27 protein-coding genes, 2 tRNA genes and 2 pseudogenes are annotated in these 26,296 nt (G+C 70.2%); 23 read left to right on the top strand and 8 right to left on the bottom strand.

What is annotated here, in order from left to right:
* Positions 1-296, top strand: a pseudogene (locus tag JOY88_RS12675) (AmmeMemoRadiSam system radical SAM enzyme); the annotation flags it as partial.
* Between the two features lie 3 nt (positions 297-299).
* Here JOY88_RS12675 and JOY88_RS12670 read toward each other — a convergent pair.
* The gene (locus JOY88_RS12670) at positions 300-959 is read right to left on the bottom strand and encodes a peroxiredoxin (protein ID WP_293502915.1); all 660 of its coding nucleotides are present in this window, start codon (positions 957-959) and stop codon (positions 300-302) included.
* Between the two features lie 143 nt (positions 960-1,102).
* Between JOY88_RS12670 and JOY88_RS12665 the strand changes: the two genes are divergently transcribed.
* A complete protein-coding gene (locus JOY88_RS12665) occupies positions 1,103-3,310 on the top strand; it encodes a S9 family peptidase (RefSeq protein ID WP_293502913.1) in 2,208 nt (735 codons plus the stop codon).
* The gene (locus JOY88_RS12660; protein WP_293502911.1) at positions 3,307-3,651 is read left to right on the top strand and encodes a translation initiation factor Sui1; all 345 of its coding nucleotides are present in this window, start codon (positions 3,307-3,309) and stop codon (positions 3,649-3,651) included. The genes JOY88_RS12665 and JOY88_RS12660 overlap by 4 nt, the downstream gene beginning before the upstream one ends.
* On the opposite strand, the gene JOY88_RS12655 is transcribed toward JOY88_RS12660, so the two are convergent.
* Positions 3,652-4,155 carry a hypothetical protein gene (locus tag JOY88_RS12655; RefSeq protein ID WP_293502909.1) on the bottom strand — a complete coding sequence of 168 codons (504 nt, stop codon included), beginning with the start codon at positions 4,153-4,155 and terminating at the stop codon, positions 3,652-3,654.
* A gap of 130 nt (positions 4,156-4,285) precedes the next feature.
* On the opposite strand from JOY88_RS12655, the gene dbpA reads away from it, so the two are divergent.
* From dbpA to JOY88_RS12635, 4 genes are all read left to right on the top strand, one after another.
* On the top strand, positions 4,286-5,686 hold the full coding sequence (gene dbpA, locus JOY88_RS12650) for an ATP-dependent RNA helicase DbpA (RefSeq protein WP_293502907.1): 1,401 nt from the start codon (positions 4,286-4,288) through the stop codon (positions 5,684-5,686).
* A gap of 75 nt (positions 5,687-5,761) precedes the next feature.
* The gene (locus JOY88_RS12645; RefSeq protein WP_293502905.1) at positions 5,762-6,619 is read left to right on the top strand and encodes a transporter substrate-binding domain-containing protein; all 858 of its coding nucleotides are present in this window, start codon (positions 5,762-5,764) and stop codon (positions 6,617-6,619) included.
* A gap of 118 nt (positions 6,620-6,737) precedes the next feature.
* Complete coding sequence (locus JOY88_RS12640) at positions 6,738-6,962, top strand: hypothetical protein (RefSeq protein ID WP_293502903.1); 225 nt, start codon at positions 6,738-6,740, stop codon at positions 6,960-6,962.
* A 118-nt stretch (positions 6,963-7,080) separates the two neighbouring features.
* Positions 7,081-7,800 (top strand): substrate-binding periplasmic protein, encoded by a 720-nt coding sequence (locus tag JOY88_RS12635; protein ID WP_293502901.1) that lies wholly within the window; start codon positions 7,081-7,083, stop codon positions 7,798-7,800.
* Positions 7,801-7,821: 21 nt separating this feature from the next.
* Here the strand turns inward: JOY88_RS12635 and JOY88_RS12630 are convergent, their stop codons facing one another.
* The 5 genes from JOY88_RS12630 to JOY88_RS12610 all read right to left on the bottom strand — a co-directional run bounded on the left by JOY88_RS12630 (position 7,822) and on the right by JOY88_RS12610 (position 14,004).
* Positions 7,822-9,591, bottom strand: coding sequence for a glutamine--tRNA ligase/YqeY domain fusion protein (locus tag JOY88_RS12630; protein ID WP_293502899.1), 1,770 nt, complete (start codon positions 9,589-9,591; stop codon positions 7,822-7,824).
* A gap of 66 nt (positions 9,592-9,657) precedes the next feature.
* Positions 9,658-10,473, bottom strand: a complete 816-nt coding sequence (locus JOY88_RS12625) for a hypothetical protein (protein WP_293502897.1) — start codon at positions 10,471-10,473, stop codon at positions 9,658-9,660.
* A gap of 9 nt (positions 10,474-10,482) precedes the next feature.
* Positions 10,483-10,737: a hypothetical protein gene (locus JOY88_RS12620; RefSeq protein WP_293502895.1), complete on the bottom strand. Its 255-nt coding sequence runs from the start codon at positions 10,735-10,737 to the stop codon at positions 10,483-10,485.
* A gap of 84 nt (positions 10,738-10,821) precedes the next feature.
* Positions 10,822-12,387 (bottom strand): methyl-accepting chemotaxis protein, encoded by a 1,566-nt coding sequence (locus tag JOY88_RS12615; protein ID WP_293502893.1) that lies wholly within the window; start codon positions 12,385-12,387, stop codon positions 10,822-10,824.
* 72 nt (positions 12,388-12,459) lie between these two features.
* The gene (locus JOY88_RS12610) at positions 12,460-14,004 is read right to left on the bottom strand and encodes a helicase HerA-like domain-containing protein (RefSeq protein WP_293502891.1); all 1,545 of its coding nucleotides are present in this window, start codon (positions 14,002-14,004) and stop codon (positions 12,460-12,462) included.
* 85 nt (positions 14,005-14,089) lie between these two features.
* On the opposite strand from JOY88_RS12610, the gene JOY88_RS12605 reads away from it, so the two are divergent.
* The 15 genes from JOY88_RS12605 to JOY88_RS12535 all read left to right on the top strand — a co-directional run bounded on the left by JOY88_RS12605 (position 14,090) and on the right by JOY88_RS12535 (position 25,506).
* Positions 14,090-14,812: a YebC/PmpR family DNA-binding transcriptional regulator gene (locus JOY88_RS12605; protein ID WP_293502889.1), complete on the top strand. Its 723-nt coding sequence runs from the start codon at positions 14,090-14,092 to the stop codon at positions 14,810-14,812.
* Positions 14,812-16,098 (top strand): phosphoribosylamine--glycine ligase, encoded by a 1,287-nt coding sequence (gene purD, locus JOY88_RS12600; protein WP_293502887.1) that lies wholly within the window; start codon positions 14,812-14,814, stop codon positions 16,096-16,098. Before JOY88_RS12605 ends, purD begins: the two co-directional genes overlap by 1 nt.
* The gene (locus tag JOY88_RS12595) at positions 16,095-16,724 is read left to right on the top strand and encodes a 1-acyl-sn-glycerol-3-phosphate acyltransferase (protein WP_293502885.1); all 630 of its coding nucleotides are present in this window, start codon (positions 16,095-16,097) and stop codon (positions 16,722-16,724) included. The genes purD and JOY88_RS12595 overlap by 4 nt, the downstream gene beginning before the upstream one ends.
* Positions 16,721-17,656 (top strand): oxygen-dependent coproporphyrinogen oxidase, encoded by a 936-nt coding sequence (gene hemF / locus JOY88_RS12590; protein ID WP_293502883.1) that lies wholly within the window; start codon positions 16,721-16,723, stop codon positions 17,654-17,656. The genes JOY88_RS12595 and hemF overlap by 4 nt, the downstream gene beginning before the upstream one ends.
* On the top strand, positions 17,653-18,240 hold the full coding sequence (gene nadD, locus JOY88_RS12585; RefSeq protein WP_293502881.1) for a nicotinate-nucleotide adenylyltransferase: 588 nt from the start codon (positions 17,653-17,655) through the stop codon (positions 18,238-18,240). The genes hemF and nadD overlap by 4 nt, the downstream gene beginning before the upstream one ends.
* Complete coding sequence (gene rsfS / locus JOY88_RS12580) at positions 18,241-18,933, top strand: ribosome silencing factor (protein WP_293502879.1); 693 nt, start codon at positions 18,241-18,243, stop codon at positions 18,931-18,933.
* Positions 18,933-19,400 (top strand): 23S rRNA (pseudouridine(1915)-N(3))-methyltransferase RlmH, encoded by a 468-nt coding sequence (rlmH, locus tag JOY88_RS12575; protein WP_293502877.1) that lies wholly within the window; start codon positions 18,933-18,935, stop codon positions 19,398-19,400. Before rsfS ends, rlmH begins: the two co-directional genes overlap by 1 nt.
* On the top strand, positions 19,393-19,995 hold the full coding sequence (locus tag JOY88_RS12570; RefSeq protein ID WP_293502875.1) for a Maf family protein: 603 nt from the start codon (positions 19,393-19,395) through the stop codon (positions 19,993-19,995). Before rlmH ends, JOY88_RS12570 begins: the two co-directional genes overlap by 8 nt.
* Before the next feature lie 118 nt (positions 19,996-20,113).
* Entirely contained in the window at positions 20,114-21,607 is a 1,494-nt protein-coding gene (gene rng, locus JOY88_RS12565) for a ribonuclease G (RefSeq protein ID WP_293502873.1), read from the top strand.
* Positions 21,608-21,677: 70 nt separating this feature from the next.
* Entirely contained in the window at positions 21,678-22,952 is a 1,275-nt protein-coding gene (gene tolB / locus JOY88_RS12560) for a Tol-Pal system beta propeller repeat protein TolB (protein WP_293502871.1), read from the top strand.
* A gap of 102 nt (positions 22,953-23,054) precedes the next feature.
* Positions 23,055-23,588, top strand: coding sequence for a peptidoglycan-associated lipoprotein Pal (pal, locus tag JOY88_RS12555; protein ID WP_293502869.1), 534 nt, complete (start codon positions 23,055-23,057; stop codon positions 23,586-23,588).
* A gap of 5 nt (positions 23,589-23,593) precedes the next feature.
* Complete coding sequence (ybgF, locus tag JOY88_RS12550) at positions 23,594-24,373, top strand: tol-pal system protein YbgF (RefSeq protein ID WP_293502867.1); 780 nt, start codon at positions 23,594-23,596, stop codon at positions 24,371-24,373.
* 49 nt (positions 24,374-24,422) lie between these two features.
* Entirely contained in the window at positions 24,423-25,202 is a 780-nt protein-coding gene (locus JOY88_RS12545; RefSeq protein WP_293502865.1) for a tRNA threonylcarbamoyladenosine dehydratase, read from the top strand.
* Between the two features lie 81 nt (positions 25,203-25,283).
* A tRNA-Lys gene (locus JOY88_RS12540) sits at positions 25,284-25,359 on the top strand.
* A 71-nt stretch (positions 25,360-25,430) separates the two neighbouring features.
* Positions 25,431-25,506 (top strand) — tRNA-Lys (locus JOY88_RS12535).
* A 104-nt stretch (positions 25,507-25,610) separates the two neighbouring features.
* Here the strand turns inward: JOY88_RS12535 and JOY88_RS12530 are convergent.
* Entirely contained in the window at positions 25,611-25,877 is a 267-nt protein-coding gene (locus JOY88_RS12530) for a lipocalin family protein (RefSeq protein WP_293502864.1), read from the bottom strand.
* A 164-nt stretch (positions 25,878-26,041) separates the two neighbouring features.
* Here JOY88_RS12530 and JOY88_RS12525 point away from each other — a divergent pair.
* Positions 26,042-26,296: pseudogene (locus JOY88_RS12525) on the top strand (IS5/IS1182 family transposase); the annotation flags it as partial.

The raw sequence follows: 26,296 nt of genomic DNA, 5'->3' as shown, positions 1-26,296 counted from the left end.
AGATGCTCGACGTCCCCCCCACGCACCCCGAGACCGTGCGCCGGGCCCGGCGGATCGCCCGCGCCGCCGGCCTCCGCTACGTGTACACCGGCAACGTCCACGACGCCGCCGGCGGGACGACCCACTGCCCTTCCTGCGGCGCCGCCTGCGTGGTGCGCGATTGGTACACGATCATCGACTACCAGCTCGACGCCTCCGGCCGCTGCGCCGAGTGCGGAGGCGCAGTGGCCGGGCGCTATGCCGAGCGGGTCGAGGGCTTCGGGCGGAGGCGGATCCCCTTGCGGATCGTGCCGTAAACGTCAGCGCGGCTGCTTCGTGGTGCGCAGGTAGGGCTTGTGCGTCTTGAAGCCGGCGGGGAAGAGCTTCTTGGCGTCGTCGTCGGAGACGGAGGGCACGATGATGACATCGTCGCCGTGCTTCCAGTTCACCGGGGTCGCCACCTTGTGGGCGGCCGTGAGCTGCATCGAGTCGAGCACGCGCAGGATCTCGTCGAAGTTGCGCCCCGTGGTCATCGGGTACGTGAGCATGAGCTTGATCTTCTTGTCGGGCCCGACGATGAAGACCGAGCGCACGGTGGCGTTGGTCGCCGCGGTGCGGCCCTCGGACGAGCCCGCCTCGTCGGCCGGCAGCATGTTGTAGAGCTTGGCGACCTTGAGGTCGTGGTCGCCGATCATGGGGTACTTGGGCAGATAGCCCTGGGTCTCCTCGATGTCGGCGGCCCAGCGGTGGTGGTGCTCCACCGGGTCCACCGACAGGCCGATCAGCTTGGCGTTGCGCCTGGTGAACTCGGGCTCGATCTTGGCCATGTAGCCCAGCTCCGTCGTGCATACCGGCGTGAAGTCCTTGGGGTGGGAGAACAGGATGGCCCAGTGGTCGCCGATCCAGTCGTGGAACCTGATCTCGCCCTGGGTGGTCTGGGCGGTGAAGTCGGGGGCGATGTCGTTGATGCGCAGGGACATGATGGCGGCTCCATGGCTGGCTGTTGGCAGGGCCTCATGATAGGAACGAAGCCGGCGCACGTTGCGCATAAGCATGTTCGGAATGCGCCTATCGCCGCAGGCCGCCGGACGGCGCGTTCAGGCGCTGCGGCTAGCATGTCGAAATGAAGCTCCTCATGTCCCTGCTGGCCGCCGCCTGCGTCACGAGCGCCGCGCTGGCGCAGCCCTCCGCCCTCAGCCTCGAACGCATCACCGCCGACCCGCCGCTGGCCGGCCGCCTGCCCCGCCAGGCCGAGATCTCGCCGGGCGGGCAATGGGTCAGCTTCCTGCGCCCCTCGCAGGCCGACAGCGAGGTGCTGGAACTCTGGGCCCAGCCGGCGGCCGGCGGCGAACCGCGCAAGCTGGTGGCCGCGGCCGACCTGCTGGGCGGCGCCGAGCAGCGGCTCAGCGAGGCCGAGAAGATGGCGCTGGAGCGCCAGCGCATCAGCCAGCGCGGCATCACCGGCTACCAGTGGTGCGGCGGCGACGACAGCGCGCTGCTGTTCCCGCTGTCGGGCGACCTGTACCTCGTGCGCCTGGGCGCCGGCGGCCCGCAGGCCCAGCGGCTGACGAACACGCCCGATGCGCCCAAGCAGGACCCGCGCTGCGCCCCCGACGGCAAGAGCCTGGCCTATGTGCAGGCCGGCAACCTCTTCGTGCTGCCGCTGGCCGCCGGCGGCCAGCCGCGCCAGCTGACCAGCGACGGCGGCGCCACCGTCTCCTGGGGCCTGTCCGAGTTCATCGCCGCCGAGGAACTGGGCCGCCAGCGCGGCTTCTGGTGGTCCAAGGACGGCAAGTCCCTGCTGGCGCTGCGCGTGGACGAGTCAGGCGTGGCCGTCAAGACGCGCGCCCAGATCTTTGCCGATCGCACCGCCATGACCGAGCAGCGCTACCCCGCCGCCGGCGAGGCCAATGCCCGGGTCGGGGCCTTCGTCATTGCGGCCGCCGACGGCCAGCGGCGCGAGCTGCCGCTGCCCGGGACCGCCGAGTACGTCTCCCGCGCCGGCTGGTTCGCCGACGGTACGCCCTGGCTGCAATGGTTCAACCGCGAGCAGACGCGCCTCACGCTGACGGAGTTCAAGGCGGCGCCGCGCGACATCGCCGTCGAGACCGATGCCGCCTGGGTGGAGACGCACGACGACCTCATCGAGACGCCGCGCGGCCTGCTCTGGCCCAGCGAGGCCTCGGGCCGGCGCCAGCTGCTGCTGATCGACCGCGCCACGGGCGCGCGCACGCCGCTGACGCAACAACCGGAGGCCGTCGCGCACGCCGTCTGCGTGGGCGAGCGAGGCGTCGTCTTCGCTGCGGCGGGCGACCTGGGCAAGAGCCAGGAGCTGTTCGTCATGCCGCTGGCCGGCGGCCCGGCCCAGCCCTTGCCGGGCGCCGCAGCGCGCCAGTGGCGCGACGCCAAGGCCGACCGCGCCTGCAGCCGCGTGCTCGTCACGCGCTCCGCCTGGGGACAGCCGCCGCAACTGGAGCTGCGTGGGCTGGGGCAGGGCGGTGCCATCGCGCTGGCCGGCGACGCGCCGGACCCGCAGCTCAAGTCGTACACGAACGTGCCGCTGGCGCTGGAACTGAGCGCCGCCGACGGCCGCACGCCGCTGAACGCCTTCTTCTTCGCGCCCCAGGCCGCCCGCGCGGGCCGTTACCCCGTCCTCGTGCTGGCCTATGGCGGCCCGCACGCCTCGACGGTGAGCTGGGGCTGGGGCCGCGACATGCCGCTGATCGCCTACTGGCAGCAGCGGGGCTATGGCGTGCTGACGCTGGACACGCGCGGCATGGCGCACCGCGACCGCGAGTTCACGCGGGCGCATTTCCGCGCCTTCGGCAAGACCGAGGTGGCCGACCTGTTCGCCGCCGTGCGCCAGCTGCCCGGGCGCGTGCCCGGCGTGGACCCGGCCCGCATCGGCTTCTTCGGCTGGAGCTATGGCGGCTTCCTCGGCGCGCGCGCCATGCTGGATGCCGACACGCCGTTTGCCGCCGCCGTCGCCGTCGCGCCGGTGACGGACTGGACGCTCTACGACACCGCCTACACGGAGCGCTATCTCGGCCTGCCGGATGGCGGCAAGGCGGCCAGCTATGCGAGTGCCAACCTGCCCGCCCGCGCCGGCCTGCTGGCCGGGCCGCTGCTGCTGGTCCACGGCACCGCCGACGACAACGTGCTCTTCGAGCACTCGCTGCGCCTCGTCGAGGCGCTGCAGACCGCCGGCAAGACTTTCGACCTGCAGATCTACCCCGGCAAGGCCCATGGCATCGCGGGCCGGGCGGCGCGGCTGCACCTGTACCGCACGATGGACGCCTTCTTCGAGCGGCACCTGAAGCCCGGCCAATGACGCTGGTCTATTCCACCGACTTCGGCCGGGCCTGCCCCGGCTGCGGGCAGCCCATGCCCCAGTGCACCTGCAAGGCCAGGGTGCGGCCCGCCGGGGACGGCATCGTGCGGGTGAGCCGCGAGACAGCCGGCCGCAAGGGCAAGGGCGTCACCGTCGTCCGCGGCCTGCCGCTGGACGACGCGGCGCTGGTCGCGATGGCCAAGCAGCTCAAGGCCGCCTGCGGCAGCGGCGGCACGGTGAAGGACGGCGTCGTGGAGATCCAGGGCGACCATGCCGACAAGCTCGCGGCCTGGCTGAAGGCCCGGCCCGAGGGCTGGACCGTCAAGCGCGCCGGCGGCTGATCAGTAGCGCTGCTGGCGTGCCCGCTCGCGGGCCAGGTAGTTGGCCTCGGCCTGTGCGCGTTCGCGCTGCTGGCGCGCCTCGCGCGTCTCCCATTCGCTGCAGCGGACATGGGAGCCGCCGAACAGCCAGCCGAACACGCTCGAGCTGTCGTTCGCACGCCCCTCGCCGGATGTGCAGACCAGGTCCGCCGTTGACGTGCTCTGCTCCTGCAGCATGCCCTGCACCGCCACCGAGCGCGACAGCAGCACTGCGGCCGGCATGCCCACGGCCAGCAGCACGCCACCGATGACGACGCCCCTGGCCCAGCGCGGCAGGCTGTCCGTGGCGGGTGCCGGCGCGCCCCGGGGCCGGGCCCGATCGAAGGGCTCGGTGGCCGTGAAGCTTTCCGTGTCCGCGGCCGCCGTGTTGAGCCTGCGCGCATTCCCGCCGCTGCGGGTGTCGCCCCCGCCGCTGAGCAGGCGGCGCGTGGGCTGGCGGGGGGGCGGGGACGAATCGGTGGGCATGGTTCGGAACGGCGGACAAAGGCGAGCGGCATGCTAGGGAGCCGAACCTCGCGAAGTGTGAGGAATTGCAATTCCTGGCCCCGTTAACGGCCGGTTCTGCGCAGGAAGTCACAGCCTCGACAATGGAGTGATGACCGATACCGCCTTTTCCTGCCTGCCGCTGAGCCCCGCGATGCTGGCCAACCTCGACCAGCTCGGCTATGTCCGGATGACACCCATCCAGGCAGCCAGTCTGCCGCCGGCGCTGGCCGGGCAGGACGTCATCGGCGAGGCCCAGACCGGTTCCGGCAAGACGGCCGCCTTTGCCGTCGCGCTGCTGCACCGCCTGGACGCCGCGCTGCCCCGCGTGCAGGCCCTGGTGCTGTGCCCCACGCGTGAGCTGGCCGACCAGGTCACGCAGGAGATCCGCCGCCTGGCCCGCGCCGCCGACAACATCAAGGTGTTGAGCCTGTGCGGCGGCAGCCCGATGAAACCGCAGATGGAGAGCCTGTCCTTCGGCGCCCACGTCGCGGTGGGCACGCCGGGCCGCCTCATCGACCACCTGGAGCGTGGCTCGCTGGACCTCTCCGCGCTGAACACGCTGGTGCTGGACGAGGCCGACCGCATGCTGGACATGGGCTTTCTCGACGACATCAAGGCCATCGCCGCGCGGGCGCCGGCGCGGCGGCAGACGCTGCTGTTCTCGGCCACCTTCCCCGACGGCGTGAAGGACATCGCGCAGAAGTTCATGCGTGACCCGCGGGCCGTGAAGGTCGCCGGCGCGACGAGCGCCGCCGCGTCCACGATCCGCCAGATCGCCTACGAGGTGACGGACGCCGAACGCCTGGACGCCGTGCCGCGCCTGCTGCGCGCCTTCCGGCCCGAGTCGACGATTGCCTTCTGCAACACCAAACAGCAATGCCGCGATCTGGAGGCCGTGCTGGCGGCCCAGGGCTTCGTCGCGCTGGCCCTGCATGGCGACCTGGAGCAGCGCGACCGCGACCAGGTGCTGATCCAGTTCGCCAACCGCAGCGCCTCCGTCCTCGTTGCTACCGACGTGGCGGCGCGCGGCCTGGACATCGCCAACCTGGCCTGTGTCATCAATGTCGACATCAGCGCCGACGTCGAGCAGCATGTGCATCGCATCGGCCGCACCGGCCGCGCGGGCGCCGAGGGCCTGGCGCTGAGCCTGGCGAGCCTGGACGAGATGGGCCGCATCGGCCGCATCGAGCAGCTGCAGGGCGATCCATTCAAGTGGCAGCCGCTGGACGACCTGCGCGACGCGCCGGGCGGCGCGCTGCTGCCGGCCATGGACACGCTGCAGATCCTCGGCGGGCGCAAGGAGAAGATCCGCCCTGGCGACATCCTGGGCGCGCTGACCGGCGAGGCCGGCTTCACGGCGGCGCAGATCGGCAAGATCAACGTGACCGACTTCCACAGCTACGTGGCGGTGGAGCGCGGCATCGCGCAGGAGGCCGTGCGCCGGCTGTCGCTGGGCAAGCTCAAGGGCCGCAAGGTCAAGGTCCGGCGCCTGGCCGACCTGGCGGCCTGAGGCCGCGGCGCGGCTACATTGGCGGCCACTCGGGTTTCGTGGTCCATGCTGCAAAGACGTTGCTGGCTTCAGGGGATGGCCGGGCTGCTGATCGCGGCGGCCGGGCCGGCGCAAGCGCGGGAACTGACGATCACGCTGCGCGCGCCTGACAGCGAGACCGACCTGCGCAACGCCTATGTCCGCGACGCGGTGCAGCTGGCACTGCACAAGACCCGTGCCACCGACGGCCCCTACCGGCTGCAGCTCTCGGTGCCGATGAACAAGCGGCGTGCGCTGCTGGAGGCGGCCCAGCAGGCGGCGCCCAACTTCATGCTCGCCACGGGGCCGGACGCGGGCCGCGCCGCGGGCCTGGCGCCGGTGCTCTTTCCCATCCATCTCGGTGTGAACCGCTTCCGCGTCTGCTTCGTGCACGCGCCGCGCCGCGACCTCGTGCGAAAGGCGGACACGCTGGACGCCGTCGCGCGGCTGCGCCATGTGCAGGGGCGCGGCTGGGCGGACGCCGACATCCTGCGTGCCAACGGCTTCACGGTCGAGGAGGTCAACGGCTACGAAAGCCTGTTCCAGATGGCGGCCCTGGGCCGTGCCGACCTGTTCTGCCGCAGCGTGCTGGAGGTGGGGCAGGAGCTGCAGGCCCATGCCGGGCTCAAGGGCCTGGCCCTGGACGACAGCCTGCTGCTGGCCTACGACCTGCCGCAATACCTCTACACCCACCCCGGCAACCAGGCTGCCATCGACCGCATCGCCCGCGGCCTGCGCCTGGCCTTTGCCGACGGCTCGCTGCGGGCCCTGCTGCGCCGGCATCTGCAGCCCTCGCTGGCGCTGCTCAACCTCGGCCGGCGCCGGCTGATGACGCTGAGCGTGCCCGCTGCGGCCGTCGTCGAGATGAACGACCGGCCCTTCCAGATCGACATGCTGCGGCTGCCGTCGCGCTGATCCGCGTGACATCCTGGCGGCCTGCGGGTCAACCGCGGGGGGTGACGGCGGCATTCGCGAACTTTTCCCGGGCGCGGACCGGCGTGGCGCCTAGTCTGGGGTCAAGACGAGGTGCCCCATGAACACACGCCCCATGCCTCTGATGTGCGACGACTACGAGCTGCGGTTCGAGTCCCTGTTCCAGGCCGGCCGCGCGCTCGCCTTCCCCTGCGACGCGCAGGGTGGTGTGAGGTTGGATTCGCTCAGCGAGAGGGCGCGGCAGAACTACCTGTTCGCCCGCGCCGTCGTCGGCCGCGAATACGCCTCGCCCATCGTGCTGCGCTGCGGCCGGGTGAGGAATTGATCTCACGCGGGACGAGCAGCCGCTCGGCACGGCCACCCGGCCGTGCTGGAATGGCCGCATGGAAGTTTCATCGGTAGGCGGCACATCCGTCGGCCGGCGCAGGACCTGCGCGATCGGATTGCTTGCCTGGCTGGGCGCCGCCACGGTGCGTGCAGCCGAGCCAGCGGCCCTGCGCATGGAGACCATACAGTCCGAGCCCTTCGGGCGCATGGGTCCTCAGGGCCCGGGCGGGCTGATGTACGACATCGGCCTGCTGATCGCGCTCCGTGCCGGCCTGGTGGTGGAGAACCACGTCGTGCCCTATGCCCGCACGGTGCTCAGCCTGCACAACGGCACGTCCGACCTGGTGCTGCGCTTCTCCAATGACGAGCTCAAGGCCGTGGCGCATCAGGTGGCGCCGGTCCTGGCCCTGCCGACGGTCGTCGTGAGCCGGAGGGAGGCGCCGCTGCTGCGGCTGCAGGAGCTGTCGCAGCGGTCGCTGGCCGTCCCGCGCAGCTTCCCGCTGCCCGAGAGCCTGGCGGGGTTGCACTTGCAGTCGGTGAACAGCAACGAGCACGCCATCCAGATGCTGATGAGCCGGCGTGTGGACGCCGCCTACGGCAGCAACCTGGGGCTGTTCGGCGCCGCGCGCGGGCTGGGCCTGCGCATGCAGGCGTTCGCGCGGCCGCTGGTTGTGGAACGCCAGACCTTCTGGCTGCACCTGTCGCGGCGCAGCGCCACGCCCGCGCTGATCGAGAGACTGGCGCAGGCCGTCGCGTCGCTGCACCAGGACGGCAGCATCAACCGGCTCTACCGGCGGGCGCTGGCGGAGTTCGGCGACGACCGCATGCCGGCCTGAGGCCGCTGCCGGCCGCCGCGCTCAGCGGCCGAAGCTATCCTTGAGCCCGGTGATCTTGTTGAACACCGGCCGGTCGGCGCGGTGGTCCACGCGATCGGTGACGAAATAGCCGTGGCGCTCGAACTGCCAGCGCTGGTCGGCGGCGGCGCCGGCGAGCGAGGGCTCGACGAAGCCCTGCACGACGCGCAGCGAGTTCGGGTTCAGGAACTCGATGAAGTCACGGCCGCCGACATCGGGCTGGGGCTCGGCGAACAGGCGCTCGTACAGCCGCACTTCGGCGGCGATGGCCTCATGCGCGCCCACCCAGCCTATGGTGCCCTTGACCTTGACGGCGTCCGCGCCCGGCGTGCCGCTCTTGGTGTCGGGGATGACGGTGGCCAGCGCCGCGATGACGTTGCCGTCGGCGTCCTTCTCGGCGCCCGTGCACTCGATGATGTAGCCGGCCTTCAGCCGAACCTTGTTGCCCGGGAACAGGCGGAAATAGCCCTTGACCGGCGCCTCCATGAAGTCCTCGGCCTCGATCCACAGCTCGGGGCCCAGCGAGAACCTGCGCAGGCCCAGCTCGGGCTTGTGCGGGTGGGCAGGGGTCTCGCAGGGCTCGCGGTGGTCGGCGGAGCCGAACACCGCGGCGTAGTTCGTCAGCTTGAGCTTGAGCGGCTGCAGCACGGCGAAGGCGCGCGGGGCTTGCGGCTCCAGGTCGGCGCGCAGGGCCTGGTCGAGCACGGTGTCGTCGATCCAGGCGTTCTGCTTGCTGGCGCCGGTGGCCTCCACCATCGCGCGGATGCTCTCGGGTGTGAAGCCGCGGCGGCGCAGGCCCACCAGCGTCGGCATGCGCGGGTCGTCCCAGCCGCTGACATGCTTGTCCTCGACCAGCTGGCGCAGCTTGCGCTTGCTGGTGACGACGTAGTTCAGGTTCAGGCGCCCGAACTCGATCTGCTGCGGCAGCGGCCGGGCCAGCAGGCCGAGGTCGGCGAGGTGCTCCAGCAGCCAGTCGTAGAAGGGCCGCTGGTCCTCGAACTCCAGCGTGCAGATGCTGTGCGTGATGCGCTCCAGCGCGTCCTCGATGGGGTGCGCGAAGGTGTACATCGGGTAGATGCACCACTTGCCGCCCGTCGCATGGTGTTCCGCATGCTTGATGCGGTACAGCGTCGGGTCGCGCAGGTTGATGTTGGGCGAGGCCATGTCGATCTTGGCGCGCAGCACCATGGCGCCGTCGGCATGCCGGCCGTCGCGCATCTCGCGCAGGCGTGCCAGGTTCTCTTCGGCCGTGCGGTCGCGGAAGGGGCTGTTGGTGCCCGGCCGGCCGAAGTCGCCGCGGTTGGCGCGCATCTCGTCGGCGCTCTGCTCGTCCACGTAGGCATGGCCGGCGTTGACCAGCGCCTCGGCGGCCTCGTACATGAAGTCGAAGTAGCTGCTGGCCTCGTAGAGGTTGTCGCCCCAGCTCCAGCCCAGCCACTGCACCATCTCCTTGATGGCGTTGACGTACTCCAGCTCCTCCTTCTCGGGGTTGGTGTCGTCGAAGCGCAGGTGGCAGGCGCCGCCGAAGTCGCGCGCCAGGCCGAAGTTCAGGCAGATGCTTTTGGCATGGCCGATGTGCAGGTAGCCGTTGGGCTCGGGCGGGAAGCGGGTGCGGATGCGCGCCTCGTCCAGCGGGCCGGCGCCATGGTGGGCCGCGTCGCCGGGGCTGCCGGCGAAATGGCGGCCGGCGAAGGCGCCGGTCTCGAGGTCGTGCTCGATGCGCTGGCGCAGGAAGTTGGTCGCCGGGGCGGCCGCGGGGGAGTGTTGGCTCATCGGGGGCTTCTGAGAAACGGCAACCGGGCCAAGGCAGCGGCCTGGCCCGGCGGGAAGATTTCGATTTTACGGACCGGGCGGCGGTGCCCGCAGCGGCAGCCTGACATGCGCGAGCGCGATGCTGATCCAGACTGCGACGCTGAAGTAAAGCGTCATCCAGACCACCTCGCTGCGCCAATGCGCCCAGTCGTGCGATACATGCCAGCGGTGGGCCGCGTCCGCCACGCCGGCCGCGAGTGTCGGATAGGCCCGGCCGGCGGCCTCGTCGGCCAGCCAGCGCGCCCAGTACATGGGCACGTCCACCGCGAACATGTAGGCCGCGTAGAGGACGCCGGCCACGCTGGCCAGGCCCAGCCAGCGCCGCGCGCGCGTTGTCGCGCGGGGCCACAGCAGCAGCAGGGCCAGCACGCTGAGCAGCGCGGCCACGCCCCACAGCGTCTCCTCGACGACATGGCCGATGTTGCGCGTCGTCAGCACGGCGTACCAGGAGTTGAGCTCGGCCAGTGCGATCAGCGGCAGCAAGGCGTGCGACAGCCGCATGCCGGCGCGCTGCCCGGTCGCCAGCGCCGCGCCGCGCAGCAGCAGCGCCCATTGCGCGGCGAAGCTCAGCTCCGCCAGCGTCGCCACCGTGCGGCCCACCAGCACGCTGGACGCCCAGGAATCCACCATGACGACGCGCGGCACGTCGAAGACCGGCAGCACGGAGCGGTAGCCGCAGCCCAGCACGTAGAGGGCCGACAGCAGCAACTGCAGGCGCTGGTGGGGCCAGGTGGTGCCGTCGGGGCGGCGGCGGTGCAGCCAGGCGGTGGAGGCCGTCCAGGCGACGAGGTTGAGGCCGGCGATGGCGCAGAGCAGATGCCACCAGTAGGTCGCGTCACCCATGGCGCCTCCTCAGCCCGACTTGCGCGGCCGCCCGGTCTTGACCGGCTCCAGCCGGTCCAGGGCCGCGGCCAGCGACGCGGCGTCCAGCCCGGCCAGGGCCCGCAGGCCGGCCCGCAGCAGCTCGCTCTTCTTGGCGTCACGGCCCGCCGTGTGCAGCCGGTGCTTGAGCTCCTTGAGCAGGGCATGGTCGGCCGCGGGCATGGTGAAGCCGTCGCGCACGAGGCGGGCGCGCTCGGGTGGCGGGGGCTTGCGGTCGTGGCTCATGGTGCCGGAAATCGTTTATACGGTTTCCGGCGCCGGCCCGCCACCTCCTGCCGCGGGCCTGAAACGACAGGTGTGCGGCGGTCCTCAGTGGTCGCGGCCGGCGCCCAGCTTGAAGACGCCCACGACCTCGTTCATGCGCTGGGCCTGGCCACGCAGGCTGTCGGCGGCCGCGGCGGCCTCCTCGACGAGGGCGGCGTTCTGTTGCGTGACGCGGTCCAGCTGCGATACGGCCTCGCTGACCTGGCCGATGCCGGTAGTCTGTTCCTGGGTGGCGGAGCCGATCTCGGCGATCAGGTCGGCCACGCGCCTGACCTGGGCCACGATCTCCGTCATCGTGCTGCCGGCGTCGCCGACGAGGCGCGAGCCGGTGTCGACGTTGTCTACGCTCTGCCCGATCAGCGCCTTGATCTCGCGCGCCGCCTGGGCGCTGCGCTGGGCCAGCGCGCGCACCTCGCCGGCCACGACGGCGAAGCCGCGCCCCTGCTCGCCGGCACGCGCCGCCTCCACCGCCGCGTTCAGCGCCAGGATATTGGTCTGGAAGGCGATGCCGTCTATGGTGCCGATGATGTCGGCGATCTTGCGCGAGCTGGCCGAGATGTCGCTCATGGTCGCGATGACCTTCTGCACGACCTCGCCGCCACGGGCGGCGACGCCGCTGGCTGATGCGGCGAGCTGGGTGGCGGTCTGAGCCGTGTCCGCGTTCTGGCGCACGGAGGCGTTCATCACCTCCATGGAGGCCGCCGTCTGTTCGAGATTGGAGGCTTGCTCCTCGGTGCGCTGCGACAGGTCGGCATTGCCGCTGGCGATCTCGCCGGCACCGTGGAGGATGGAGTCGGCGCCATGGCGCACCTGGCGCACGATGTTGACCAGGCCCTCGTTCATCTGGCCCAGCGCGCGAAGCAGCGCCGCGATCTCGTCGCGCCCGTCGGCGGCGATGGCGGCGGTCAGGTCGCCCTCGGCCACGGCCTGCGCGAACCCGACGGCGCGCCGCACCGGCTCGGTGATGGAGCGGGTGATCAGCCAGGCGAGGGCGCCGCCCAGCAGCAGGGCGAGGGCCGTCAGCAGCAGGGTCGTCGCGATGGCCGCGCCGCGCGTGTCCTGGCCGCGTTGGTACTCGGCGGCGGCCGTGTCGACCTGCAGCTTGACGAGCTGGTCCGACAGCTCGCGGGCCTTGGCCGACAGCGGCAGCGTCTTCTCTTCGTAGATCTGCAGCGCCGTGCTCATGCCGCCGGTGGCCAGCGCTGCGCTGACCGGCAGCAGGCCCTCGTCGATATAGGCCTTGCGCGCGGCGGCGAAGCGCTGGGCCAGCGCCTTCTCCTGCTCGCCCAGGCTGGCGGACAGGTACTGGTCGAACACCTCCTGGCCGCGCTTGAGGTTTGCGGCGAGCTCGTCGCTGCGGCGCTTGATCTCGTCGAAGCCCGGTGCGCGCAGCATCTCGACGATGACGAGGCGGTTGCGCGTGGAGAGGTTGTTGAGCTCGCCCAGCTGGGCCAGCGGCACGGTGCGGTCGCGGTAGACCGCCTCCAGTCCCGCGGCGACGCTAAAGATGCCGCGCACGCTGGTCGCGGCGACCACCAGCATCAGCGCCAGCACCACCGCGAACGCGATGCCGAGCCGGCTGCCAATGCGCAATTGCTTCAGAGCATTCATGCCATCCCCTCTTGACGTTGTCCCGTCGGGACCCGGCGAGTCTGCATGAACGGCCCCGGCACGTCGACCGGATCAGCGCCGACGGCCGCTGTTTCCCCCGAGGATGCTGCCCAATACGCCACGAATGATCTCGCGGCCGACGGCGGAGCCCATGCTGCGCACGGCGGACTGGGCGGCCTTCTCGGCCAGCCCGGGGTGGCGCCCGCCGCGCGGGCCGGTGCTGCCGAAGAGGATGTCCTTGAGGCCGTCCAGCATGCCGCCGCCGGCCTCCGGCGCTGGCGCCGGCACGGTGGGGCCGCCCTTGAACACCGACCCGGCCTCGGCCGCCAGGCCGCCGCCAGCGGGACTGCCGGTCAGCTTTTCGTAGGCGGATTCGCGGTCGACCTGCTGCTCGTAGACGCCCGCCACCAGCGAGTTCGCGATCAGCGCCTGGCGCTGCGCCGGCGTGATCGGGCCGATCTGGCTGCCCGGCGGCAGCACGAAGACGCGTTCGGTGACGCTGGGCCGGCCCTTGTCGTCCAGCAGGCTGACCAGCGCCTCGCCGACGGCCAGCTCGGTGATGGCGGTCGCGATGTCCAGTCCGGGATTGGCGCGCATGGTGTCGGCGGCGCTCTTGACGGCCTTCTGGTCGCGCGGCGTGAAGGCGCGCAGCGCGTGCTGGACGCGGTTGCCGAGCTGGCCCAGCACGCTGTCGGGGATGTCCAGCGGGTTCTGCGTGACGAAGTAGACGCCCACGCCCTTGGATCGCACCAGGCGCACGACCAGCTCGATGCGCTCGACCAGCGCGTCCGGCGCGTCCTTGAACAGCAGGTGGGCTTCGTCGAAGAAGAACACCAGTTTGGGCTTGTCGAGGTCGCCCACCTCGGGCAGCGTCTCGAACAGCTCCGACAGCATCCACAGCAGGAAGCTCGCGTACAGCCGCGGCGCGTTCATCAGCTTGTCGGCGGCCAGCACGTTGATGACGCCCAGGCCGCCTTCCGTCTGCATGAAGTCGGCGAGGTTGAGCATGGGCTCGCCGAAGAACCTGGCTCCGCCCTGGGCCTCGATCTGAAGCAGGCCGCGCTGGATGGCGCCGACGCTGGCGGCCGACACGTTGCCGTACTGCGTCGTGAACTGGCTCGCGTTGTCGCCCACGTACTGCAGCATGGCGCGCAAGTCCTTCAGGTCCAGCAGCAGCAGGCCCTTGTCGTCGGCGATCTTGAACACCATTTGCAGCACGCCGGCCTGCGTCTCGTTGAGCGACAGCATGCGCGCCAGCAGCAGCGGGCCCATGTGCGACACGGTCGCCCGCACCGGGTGGCCCTGCTCGCCGAAGACGTCCCACAGCGTCGTGGGGCAGGCGATCCTCTCCGGGGGCTCCAGGCCGCGCTCCTTCAGCGTCGCGAGCAGTTTTTCGCTGGGGCTGCCGGCCTGGCTGATGCCGGTCAGGTCGCCCTTCACGTCGGCCATGAAGACGGGCACGCCGAGCCTGGAGAAGCTCTCGGCCAGGGTCTGCAGGCTGACGGTCTTGCCGGTGCCGGTGGCGCCCGTGATGAGGCCGTGGCGGTTGGCCAGGGCGGGGAGCAGCAGGCACTCGGTCTCGGCGCGTCGGGCCAGCAGGATGGGGTCGGTCGTCATGGTGCTCAAGGCGCTCCTCTAAAATCTCACCTCTGCCAACGATAAATCAGGCCGCTGCCCCGTCAGCCGCCGGGAGCCAAACCTTATGGCCGGACATTCCAAATGGGCCAACATCCAACACCGCAAAGGCCGCCAGGACGAGAAGCGCGGCAAGATCTGGACGCGCATCATCCGTGAGATCACGGTCGCGGCGCGCCAGGGTGGCCCCGACATCAAGGACAACCCGCGCCTGCGGCTGGCCGTCGACAAGGCCAAGGCCGCCAACATGCCGGCCGACCGCATCAAGTACAACATCGACAAGGCCAGCGGCAACATCGATGGCCTGACCTACGAGGAAATCCGCTACGAAGGCTACGGCATCGCCGGCGCGGCCGTCATGCTGGACACGATGACGGACAACCGCGTCCGCACCGTAGCCGAGGTGCGCCATGCCTTCAGCAAATACGGCGGCAACCTGGGCACGGAAGGCTCGGTGGCCTTCCAGTTCAAGCACTGCGGCCAGCTGATCTTTGCGCCCGGAACCTCCGAGGACAAGATCATGGAAGTGGCGCTGGACGCCGGCGCCGAGGACGTCATCACCGGCGACGACGGTGCCATCGAGGTGCTGACGGCGCCCGCGGACTATGAGACGGTCAAGGCCGCGCTGGAGGCCGCCGGCCTGGTGCCGGAGCTGTCCGAGGTGACGATGCGGGCCGAGAACCCCATCGAGATCACCGGCGAGGACGCCGAGCGCATGCAAAAGCTGCTGGACGTGCTCGAGGACCTCGACGATGTCCAGGCGGTCTATCACAACGCGGAACTCGGCTGATGAAGGTCCTCGTCATCGGCAACGGCGGCCGTGAACATGCGCTGGCCTGGAAGCTGGCCCAGGCCGAGCGCGTCAGCCAGGTCTACGTGGCCCCCGGCAACGGCGGCACGGCGCGCGACGAGCGGCTGCAGAACGTGCCCATCGCCGCCACCGACGTGCGCGCGCTGGCCGACTTCGCCGCCGCGCAGAAGATCACGCTGACCGTCGTCGGCCCCGAGGCGGCTCTGGCCGCCGGCGTCGTCGACGAGTTCCGCGCCCGCGGCCTGCGCATCTTCGGCCCCACCCGGGCCGCGGCCCAGCTGGAAAGCTCGAAGGCCTTCGCCAAGGACTTCATGAAGCGCCACGGCATCCCCACCGCGGCCTACGAGACCTTCTCCGACCCCGCGGCGGCCCATGCCTATGTGGACGGTCGCGGCGCCCCCATCGTCATCAAGGCCGACGGCCTGGCGGCCGGCAAGGGCGTCGTCGTCGCGATGACGCTTGAAGAGGCCCACGAGGCGATCGCGTGGATCCTGGAGGACAACAAGCTGGGCGTCACGCACAACGATGGCGGCGCGCGCGTCGTCATCGAGGACTTCCTGGCCGGCGAGGAGGCCAGCTTCATCGTCGTCTGCGACGGCAGGCATGTCGTGTCGCTGGCGACCAGCCAGGACCACAAGCGCCTGCTGGACGGCGATGCCGGCCCCAACACCGGCGGCATGGGCGCCTACTCGCCCGCGCCGGTCGTCACGCCCAACGTGCATGCCAAGGTCATGCACGAGATCATCCAGCCGACCATCGCCGGCATGGCCAAGGACGGCCATCCCTTCACCGGCTTCCTCTATGCCGGCCTGATGATCGACGAGCATGGCCAGCCGCGCACCGTCGAGTTCAACACCCGCATGGGCGACCCCGAGACCCAGCCCATCATGATGCGGCTCAAGAGCGATCTCCTCGAGCTGCTGCTGCATGCCACTGACGGCACGCTGGACCAGGTGGAACTGCAGTGGGACCGCCGCGTCGCGCTGGGCGTCGTGCTGGCGGCCGAGGGCTATCCGCTGGACCCGCGCAAGGGCGACGCCATCGCCGGCCTGCCCGCCGACGCGGACGAGGCGATGGTCTTCCACGCCGGCACGGCGCTCGTCGACGGCAAGTTGGTGACCAGCGGCGGCCGCGTGCTCTGCGTGACGGCGCTGGGCGAGTCCGTGCGCACGGCGGCGCAGCAGGCCTACGACGCGGCCTCGACCATCCAGTTCGCCGGCCGCCAGTACCGCTCCGACATCGGCCACCGGGCCATCAAGCGTTGACTGCGACGCCGACCCTCCTGGACGGGCCGCTGCTTCCCCACGGCCAACCAAGCCGGCTGGCGCGCGGCCTGCTGCGCCTGTTCGGCTGGACGGTGGACGCACCCGGCCTGCCGGCGCAGCAGGGTGTCATCCTGGTCTATCCGCACACGTCCAACTGGGACTTCGTCGTCGGCGTGCTGGCCAAGTGGGCGCTGGGCCTGCAGCTGCGCTTCTGGGGCAAGGACAGCCTCTTCAGGGTGCCGCTGCTGGGCCGCTGGGTGCGCTGGATTGGCGGCGTGGCGGTGGACCGTGGCAGCCACCATGGCATCGTCGGCGACACGGTGCGACAGATGCAGGCGGCCGCCGCGCGCGGCGAGCGCTTCTGGCTGGCCGTCGCCCCCGAGGGCACGCGCTCGCTGACGGCCGGCTGGCGCACCGGCGCCTACCAGGTGGCCGTGCAGGCCGGCGTGCCGGTGGGGCTGTGCTACTTCGATTTCCGCCAGCGGGTCGTCTCGCTGACGCGCTTCGTCAAGCTGACCGGCGACACGCAGGCCGACTTCGCCGCCTTCGCGGCCTACCTGGGCTCGCGCGTCGGCAAGCGCCCCGAGCTCGCCAGCCCCATCCAGCCCCAGCGCCCGCGCCCATGAACAGCCAAGCCGTCCGCGACTACCTGCTCGCCCTGCAACAACGCATCGTCACCGCGCTGGAGGCTGCCGACGGCAATGCCTTCCTGAGCGACGGCTGGAGCCGCGAGCCCGGCGGCCGGCTTGAGGGCGACGGCCTGTCGCGCCTCATCGAGGGTGGCTCGGTGTTCGAGCGCGGCGGCGTCAACTTCTCGCATGTGAAGGGGCGCGTGCTGCCGCCCTCGGCCACCCAGCACAGGCCGGAGCTGGCCGGCGCGCCCTTCGAGGCGCTTGGCGTGTCGCTGGTGCTGCATCCGCACAACCCCTTCGTGCCGACGGTGCACATGAACGTGCGCATGTTCGCCGCGCTGCCGGCCGACGCGCCGGCCGTGACCTGGTTCGGCGGCGGCATGGACCTGACGCCCTACTACGGCTACGAGCGCGACGCCCAGCATTTCCACCGCGTCTGCCGCGATGCCCTGGCGCCCCACGGCGCCGAGCTGTATCCGAAGTTCAAGACCTGGTGCGACGACTACTTTTTCCTGAAGCACCGCAACGAGCCGCGCGGCATCGGCGGCATCTTCTTCGATGACTTCAACGCGGGCGGCTTCGATGCCGGCTTCGCGCTGATCCGCTCAGTGGGCGACGCCTTCCTGTCGGCCTACCTGCCCATCGTCGAGCGCCGCCAGGGCTATGCCTACGGCCAGCGCGAGCGCGACTTCCAGTCCTACCGGCGCGGCCGCTACGTCGAGTTCAACCTCGTCTGGGACCGTGGCACCCACTTTGGCCTGCAGTCCGGTGGGCGCACGGAGTCCATCCTGATGTCCATGCCGCCGCAGGTGACCTGGCGCTACGACTGGGCCCCGGAGCCGGGTACGGCCGAGGCGCGGCTGTACAGCGACTTCCTGCGCCCGCGCGACTGGGTCGACGAAACGCCGACGGGGCTGTGGCTGTGAAGCTTGCCATCTTCGGCGGCAGTTTCGACCCGCCGCACCTGGGCCACCTGGCCTTCGCCCGCTTCGCGCTGGAGGCGCTGGCGCCGGACCGCCTGCTGTGGCTGCCGGCCGGCCGGCAATGGCAGAAGCCCGACCAGGTCATGGCCGCCGCCGAGCACCGCGTCGGCATGATCCTGCGCCTCATCGCTGGTGAGCCGCGCTTCGAGCTCGACGAGCGCGAGCTGCAGCGCCGCGGCCCCAGCTTCACGGCCGACACGCTGCGCGAGTACGCCGGCCAGCATCCGGGCGCCGAGCTGATGTTCCTCATCGGCCAGGACCAGTACACGCGGCTGCCGACCTGGTATCAGATCGAAACCGTCACGTCGCTGGCGACCCTGGTCGTCGTGCCGCGCGGCGCCGAGACCGTCGCCACGCCACCGGGCCTGCCGGCCCACCGCATGCAGGCGCTGGCCCTGCCCGACATTCCCCTTTCGTCCACCGCCGTGCGCGACGCCGTCGCCCGTGGCGAGGACATCAGCCCCATGGTGGGCGCCGAGGTGGCGAGCTATATTGCCTCGCACCGCCTCTACGAGAAGAAGCACTGAATGGATATCCGCAAGCTGCAACGTGCCATCGTCGATGGTCTTGAAGACGTGAAGGCCCAGAACATCGTTGTGTTCAACACCGAGCACCTGTCGCCGCTGTTCGAGCGCGTCATCATCGCGTCCGGCACCAGCAACCGGCAGACCAAGGCGCTGGCCTCCAGCGTTCGCGAGAGCGTCAAGGGCCGCGGCATGCAGGTCATGCGCACCGAGGGCGAGGACAACGGCGAATGGATCATCGTGGACTGCGGCGCCGCCGTCGTGCATGTGATGCAGCCCGCCATCCGCGACTACTACCACCTCGAAGAGATCTGGGGCGACAAGCCCGTCAAGCTCAAGCTCGGCAGCGCCGAGGTCAAACTGGTGAAGGCCTCCGAGGAGCCGGCCCCGGCCAGGAAGGCCACGCCCGCGAAGAAGGCCGCCGCGCCAGCCAAGAAGGCCGCGACCGCCAAGAAAGCCCCCGCCGCGAAGAAGGTCGCCCCCGCGAAGAAGGGCGTGAGCCGCGTCGTCGGCAGCAAGACGCCGGCGGCCAAGACCATCAAGGTCGGCGTGGCCAAGCCGGTGGCGAAGAAGGCCGCTCCGGCCAAGAGCGCCGCCAAGACCGCCGCGAAGAAGGCCGCGCCGGTGAAGACGGCTGCCAAGAAGGTCGTGGCCAAGAAAGCCCCGGCCAAGAAGACCGCCTCCAAGAAGGCCTGATGCGCCTGCTGCTCGTCGCCGTGGGCCAGCGCCAGCCGGCCTGGGCCGACACCGCCTACGAAGATTTCGCCAAGCGTTTCCCGCCGGAGCTGAGGTTGGAGCTCAAGGCCGTCAAGGCCGAGACGCGCGGCGGCAAGACCGCCGAGCAGCTGATGGCGGCCGAGGCGGCGCGCATCGAGGCCGCCCTGCCCAGGGGCGTGCGCCGCATCATCCTGGACGAGCGCGGCGAGCGCCGCACCTCCGTGCAGCTGGCCGAGCGCCTCAAGCTCTGGATGGGGGAGGGCCGCGACGCGGCCCTCATCATCGGCGGCCCCGACGGCTTGCATCCCGCGCTGAAGGCCACGGCCGACGAGACGCTGCGTCTGTCCGACCTGACCCTGCCCCATGCCTTCGCCCGCGTGCTGTTGGCCGAGGGGCTGTACCGCGCCTGGACAGTGACGACCGGCCACCCCTACCACCGTGAGTAAGTTCGTCTACCTCGCCTCGCAAAGCCCGCGCCGCCGCCAGTTGCTGGCGCAGATCGGCGTCGAGCACGAGCTGCTACTGCCCGGCGCCGACGAGGACGCCGAGGCGCTGGAGGCGGTCCTGGCCGGCGAGCTCCCCGAGGCCTATTGCGCCCGCGTGACGGCCGCCAAGCTCGATGCCGCGCTGGCCCGGCTGGCGGCGCGCGGCCTGCCGCCGGCGCCCATCCTGTGCGCCGACACGACGGTGGCCGTCGAAGGACTGATCCTCGGCAAGCCCGCGGACGACGCCGACGCGACCCGCATGCTGGCGCTGATGTCGGGCCGCGGCCACCGCGTCATCACGGCCGTCGCCGTGGCCGACGCGACGCGGCGCGTGGCGGCGCTGAACGTGTCCGAGGTCGAGTTCGCGCCGCTGTCCGCTGCGCAGATCGAGCGCTACGTCGCCAGCCGCGAGCCCTTCGGCAAGGCCGGTGCCTATGCCATCCAGAGCCAGGCCGCGGCCTGGATCGTGAAGATTACGGGCAGCTACTCGGGCATCATGGGGTTGCCCCTCTTTGAGACCGCTGCGCTGTTGGAGAAATTCGGCCTGGAGCCGTGATTCCCCGGACCTGAGCCCCCGGCAGGGGGGATTGACCTGGGGGCGGCCTTTCGGTCGATTCGAGTTCTGATGCGTGCCGCTGGGGGCGGCGGCACGCATCAGCATTCAAGGATGAGAGATGGAAGACATCCTGATCAACTGGTCCCCGCAGGAGACGCGGGTGGCGGTGGTCGAGAACGGCGCCGTGCAGGAGCTGCACCTCGAGCGCACGTTGGAGCGGGGCCTGGTCGGCAACGTCTACCTCGGCAAGGTCGTGCGGGTGTTGCCCGGCATGCAGTCGGCCTTCATCGACATCGGCCTGGAGCGCGCGGCCTTCCTGCACGTGGCCGACCTGCACAGCGCCTCGCAGTTCGGCCATGGCCGGCACCAGAACGCCCATGGCGCGGACGTGCCGCCCACGCCCATAGAACGCCTGGTCTTCGAGGGCCAGCCGCTGACGGTGCAGGTCATCAAGGACCCCATAGGCACCAAGGGCGCGCGCCTGTCCAGCCAGATCAGCATCGCCGGGCGCATGCTGGTCTACCTGCCGCAGGACGAGCACATCGGCATCAGCCAGAAGATCGGCTCGCCCGAGGCGCGCGAGGCGCTGCGCGCGCGCATGGTGGCGCTGGTGGGCGCCAAGGAGCAGGGCGGGGGCGGCGGCTTCATCCTGCGCACCAATGCCGAGGATGCCAGTGACGCGGAACTGGCCGCCGACATCGCCTACCTGCGCAAGACCTGGCAGCAGATCCGCGCGGGTGCGCTCAACATGCCGCCGGCCAGCCTGCTGCACCAGGACCTCAGCCTCGTCGAGCGCGTGCTGCGCGACCTGACCAGCGAGCGCACCGGCTCCATCCGCATCGACTCCAAGATGCAGTACGACGTGCTGCGCCAGTTCGGCGAGACCTTCATGCCGGCCGCGACGGCCAAGCTGGAGCACTACCGTGGCGAGCGGCCCATCTTCGACCTGTGCAACGTCGACGCCGAGATCGCCCGGGCGCTGGCGCGCAAGGTGGAGCTGAAGTCCGGTGGCTCGCTGGTGTTCGACCAGACCGAGGCGATGACGACCATCGACGTCAACACCGGCGGCTTCGTCGGCGCCAAGAACTTCGACGACACGATCTTCAAGACGAATCTGGAGGCGGCCGGCGCCATCGCGCGCCAGCTGCGGCTGCGCAACCTGGGCGGCATCATCATCGTCGACTTCATCGACATGACGCGCGAGGAGCACAAGGCCGCGGTGCTGGCCGAGTTCAGGAAGCAGCTGGCCCGCGACCGCACCAAGGTCACCGTCGGCGGCTTCACGCAACTGGGCCTCGTCGAGATGACCCGCAAGCGCACGCGCGAGTCGCTGGCGCGCATGCTGTGCGAACCCTGCCCGACCTGCGAGGGCCGCGGCCAGGTGAAGACGGCGCGCTCGGTCTGCTACGACATCCTGCGCGAGATCCTGCGCGAGGCCCGCCAGTTCTCGCCCAAGGAGTTCCGCGTCGTCGCGGCGGCCAACGTCGTCGAGATGCTGCTGGACGAGGAAAGCGCCCATCTCGCCGGCCTGTCCGACTTCATCGGCCGGCCCATCTCGCTGACCGCCGAGCCGACCAACCAGACCGAGCACTACGACATCGTGCTGCTGTGACGGCCCGGTCGCGGCGCGACGCGGCCTTGTCCGACGTTGCCGCGGCCTGCCTGCGGCAAAATCGCGCGCCATGCTCGAACTCGTTTCCCGCCGCCGCAGCCTTGCGGCCCTTGCCGCGCTGGGTGCAGGCCCCGCGCTTGCCCAGGTCCGCATCGACATCGCCGGCGTCGGCGGTACCCGCATCCCGGTGGGCATCGTCGACTTCCGCGACGAGTCCAGGTCGCCCCAGCCCATCGCCGCCATCGTGCGGGCCGACCTCGAACGCAGTGGCCAGTTCCGCAGCGTCGACGCGCCCGCCGGCCTGAGCGAGACCAGCAGCCCGGTCTGGGCCGACTGGCGTGCCCGCCAGGCCGACGCCCTCGCGGCCGGCTCCGTCACCCGCCTGGCCGATGGCCGGCTGGACATCCGCTTCAAGCTCTGGGACGTCGTCAAGGGCACCGAGCTGGTGGGCGAGGCCCAGGCCGTGCATCCGGACGACGCGCGACTGGCGGCCCATCGCATCGCGGACACCATCTACGAGAAGCTGACCGGCGAGCGCGGTGTCTTCGCCACGCGCATGGCCTATGTCACCAAGGCCGGCCCTCGCTTCAGCCTCGTCGTGGCCGACGCGGACGGGGAGGGCGCCAAGGTCGCGCTGACCAGCCCCGAGCCCATCATCTCGCCGGCCTGGGCGCCCAACGGCCGCGAGCTGGCCTATGTGAGCTTCGAGAGTCGCAAGGCCACTGTGCGCATCCAGGACGTGCAGACCGGCCAGCGCCGCGTGCTGGCCGACTTCAAGGGCACCAACAGCGCGCCGGCCTGGTCGCCCGATGGCCAGCGGCTCGTGCTCAGCCTGTCGCGCGAGGGCGGTACCCAGCTCTTTGTCATCAACCGTGACGGCTCCGGCCTGCGCCGACTGACACAGAGCAATGCCATCGACACCGAAGCGCGCTTTTCGCCCGACGGCAGCAAGATCTATTTCGTCAGCGATCGCGGCGGCGGCCCGCAGATCTACCGCATGCCCGCCGGCGGCGGCACGGCCGAGCGCGTGACCTTCAGCGGCAACTACAACATCAGCCCGGCCATCAGCCCCGATGGCCGCACGCTGGCCTACATCACGCGCATGAACGGCGCCTTCCGACTGACCGTGATGGACCTGGGCAGCGGCCAGTCCCAGCAGATCAGCGATGGCAACGACGACGAGCGCCCCGCCTTCGCGCCCAACGGCAAGCTCATCGTCTACGCGAGCCGTGCCGGCGGCAAGGAGGTGTTGATGACGACGACCTTGGACGGCAAGATCAAGACGCCGCTGCTCGTCACGCTGGTCGAGGTGCGCGAGCCGACATGGGGCCCTTTTACTCGCTAGTAACTTGACACCCCGCCCCATGTTGGAGAATGCAAGGCCCGCGCCGTCGATGGTGTCGTGCCCCCGATCCCTTGCCCCCCGTCCGTTGTGGAGACCATTCGAATGAAACTGACCCGCTATGCGCTCACCCTGATTGCCGCCGCCGCCCTGGCTGGTTGCGGTTCCGCCGTCAAGCTGGACGAGCCCGCGCCGGTCGAGACGCGCCAGCCCACGACTCCCGTGGTGACCCCGCCGCAGCAGCCGGCCACGCCGGCCCAGACGGCCGTGCCGACGGTCGACCTGTTCAGCCAGTACACCCAGGACGTCAAGGACAAGCGCGTCATCTACTTCGACTTCGACAGCGACGTCGTCAAGGAGGAGTACCGCGGCCTCATCGACCTGCACGCCAAGCGCCTGAATGCCAACAAGAAGGCGGCCTTGAACCTGGAAGGCCACACCGACGAGCGCGGCGGCCGCGAATACAACCTGGCCCTCGGCCAACGCCGTGCCGAAGCCGTCGCAAAGTCGCTGACCCTGCTGGGCGTCGGTGCCAACCAGGTCGAGGCCGTCAGCTTCGGCAAGGAGCGCCCGGCCGTGCAAGGCAGCGGTGAGGAAGCCTGGGCCAAGAACCGTCGCGTCGAACTCAAGGACAAGTGACAGTGATGCGCGTTCTGCGACTGTCCCTCACGGCGATCGCCGTGGGTGCGGCCTTCATGCAGCCGGCCCGGGCCGGCCTGTTCGAGGATGACGAGGCCCGCAAGGCCATCCTCGAACTGCGCGGCAAGGTCCAGGCCAACGAGGACGCTGCCAAGCAGCGTGCCGAGCAGCTCAACGCCCTCGTCCAGGATCAAGTGCAGCCGCTGCGCCGCAGCATGCTGGACCTGAACGGCCAGATCGACGCCTTGCGCGCCGAGATCGCCAAGCTGCGCGGTGCCAACGAGCAGCTCGCCCGCGACCTGGCCGAGACGCAGCGCAAGCTGACCGACCAGTCGCAGTCCGTAGAGGCACGCCTGAAGCCGCTGGAGCCGCAGAAGGTCAACCTTGATGGCCGCGAGTTCCAGGTCGCTCCGGATGAACGCAGCCAGTACGACGCCGCCATCGGCCTCGTGCGCCGCGGCGATTTCGCCGAGGCCGTTGCCGCGCTGAATGCCTTCCTGAAGCGCTACCCCGCCAGCGGCTACACGGACTCGGTGCGGTTCTGGCTGGGCAACGCCCAGTACGGCAAGCGCGACTACAAGGACGCCATTGCGACCTTCAAGGCCTTCATCGCCGGCAGCCCCGACCATCCGCGCGCAGGCGAAGCCTTGCTCGCGCTGGCCAACTGCCAGATCGAGCTGAAGGACAACAAGGGCGCGCGACGCAGCCTGGAAGACCTCATCAAGGCCTACCCCGGCACCGAAGCCGCGCAAGCCGGCAAGGAACGCCTTCGCGCCTTGAAGTGATGCCGCCGCACGCCGCACCGCGTGCGTGCCGGGCGGCCGATGCGCTGAAATGATGGAAGTACTCGACGCCGACCTGGAGCGCCGCTTCGGCGGCCTGCGCCGCCTGCACGGCGACGCCGCCTACCAGCGCCTGCGGGCCGCCCGCTTTGCGGTCGTGGGCCTGGGCGGCGTCGGCTCCTGGGCCGTCGAGGCGCTCGCGCGCAGCGGCGTGGCCGCGCTGACGCTGGTCGACCTGGACCAGGTCTCCGAATCCAACATCAACCGCCAGATCCAGGCGCTGGGATCCACCGTCGGCATGGCCAAGGCGGAGGCGCTGCGGCAGCGCATCGCCGACATCCATCCCGGCTGCGCCGTGCGCGTCATCGAGGAGTTCGTCGAGCCCGACAACTGGCCGGCCCTCGTCGGCGACACGGTGTTCGACGGTCTCATCGACTGCTGCGATCAGGTTCGCGCCAAGGCCACGCTGGCCGCCTGGGCCCGCGAGCTTGACCTGCCCTTCGTCACCGTCGGCGCCGCCGGTGGCAAGCGCGAGCCGCACCGTGTGGAGCTCGACGATCTCGGCGCGACCACGCATGACCCGCTGCTGGCCTCGCTGCGCCAGCGCCTGCGCAAGCAGCATGCCGCGCCGCGCGCGGGGAAGATGGGTGTCGCCTGCGTCTACTCCCGCGAGCCGGTGCACGTGCCGCCGCAGGCTGAGGGCGAGGCCTGCGACATCGACGGCAGCCTGAACTGCCACGGCTATGGCTCCAGCGTCACCGTCACGGCGACCTTCGGCTTGTGCGCGGCGGCCGAGCTCCAGCGCCTGTACTTGGCCCGCAAATCAGCCTGACCGCTTGATGAGCGGCAGGAATACAAAAAAACTTGCGGAGCCCGAAAAAACCTGCCTATAATGGCAGGCTCTGCTTGACACGGGATGTTAGCTCAGTCGGTAGAGCAGCGGACTTTTAATCCGTTGGTCGCAGGTTCGAATCCTGCACATCCCACCAGATTTTTTGGCGGTGATTCATAGAATCCACGCTATAATGATTGGCTCAGCAAGGTTATCCAGGCTGAATCAGGGCTCTTAGCTCAGTTGGTAGAGCAGCGGACTCTTAATCCGTTGGTCGTAGGTTCGAATCCTACAGGGCCCACCAACTTCACTTCCCGGGATGCCCCGGAAAGTCCAAAAACCCCTTAAGAATCAACGATTAAGGGGTTTTTTGTTGTCCCGGGCAGTGCGGGTAAGTCCCCCGGCAGCTCATACCCGATTGGGGTAGCACCTGGGGTAAGCCGAGCATTGCGGGTAACGGCGGCGTAGAGTTACCCCATGCCTACCCCTTCTTCCGTCACGGACAAGGCGATCCGGGCCGCCCGGCTCAAGGCGATATTCGGCCTCGACATCTGATGCGCATTTGCACTCGAACCGGTTGGGCAGACGAGCGATTTCGTACCACCTGCCCAGGTAGCGCGCCAGGTCGACCGATGCGACGGTCGGCAATGACGTACTGACCTCCGCCGCCCGCACGCTGGGCGACCCGATGGCAGCCAGTGCAAGGGCGATCGCGAACCACAGGCGGCGGACCGCTTGGGCAAGCGTGGAAGCATGCCGGGCGTGAGCTTCGAGAACTGAGAGCCTGAGAGTTTTTCTTCACCGCCCTTTGCTGGCACGAAACTGGCGTGTGCTGAGGCATGAGTGATGCCAGGCACCAAGGTGATGCGTCGGCCGGTCTGTTCGAGGACCTGGCGACGGTGGACGAACAGCAGCTCAGGGCGGCGGCGCAGGCCCGGGCCGTGGCGCGGCGCGAAGGCGCGGCGCGGCTGCTGCAACCCAATCGCAAGCAGATCGAGCTGCGGGCCTCGGACCTGGAGTCGCTGCTGGGCGAGGAGCACCGGGCCCGGCTGGTCTGGGGCTACGTCGAGCAGCAGGACCTGAGCCGGCTGATC

The organism is Roseateles sp. (assembly GCF_019237615.1).
In the GTDB taxonomy this organism is placed as follows: domain Bacteria; phylum Pseudomonadota; class Gammaproteobacteria; order Burkholderiales; family Burkholderiaceae_C; genus Pelomonas.
This window is presented reverse-complemented; position numbering and strand designations above follow the sequence as displayed.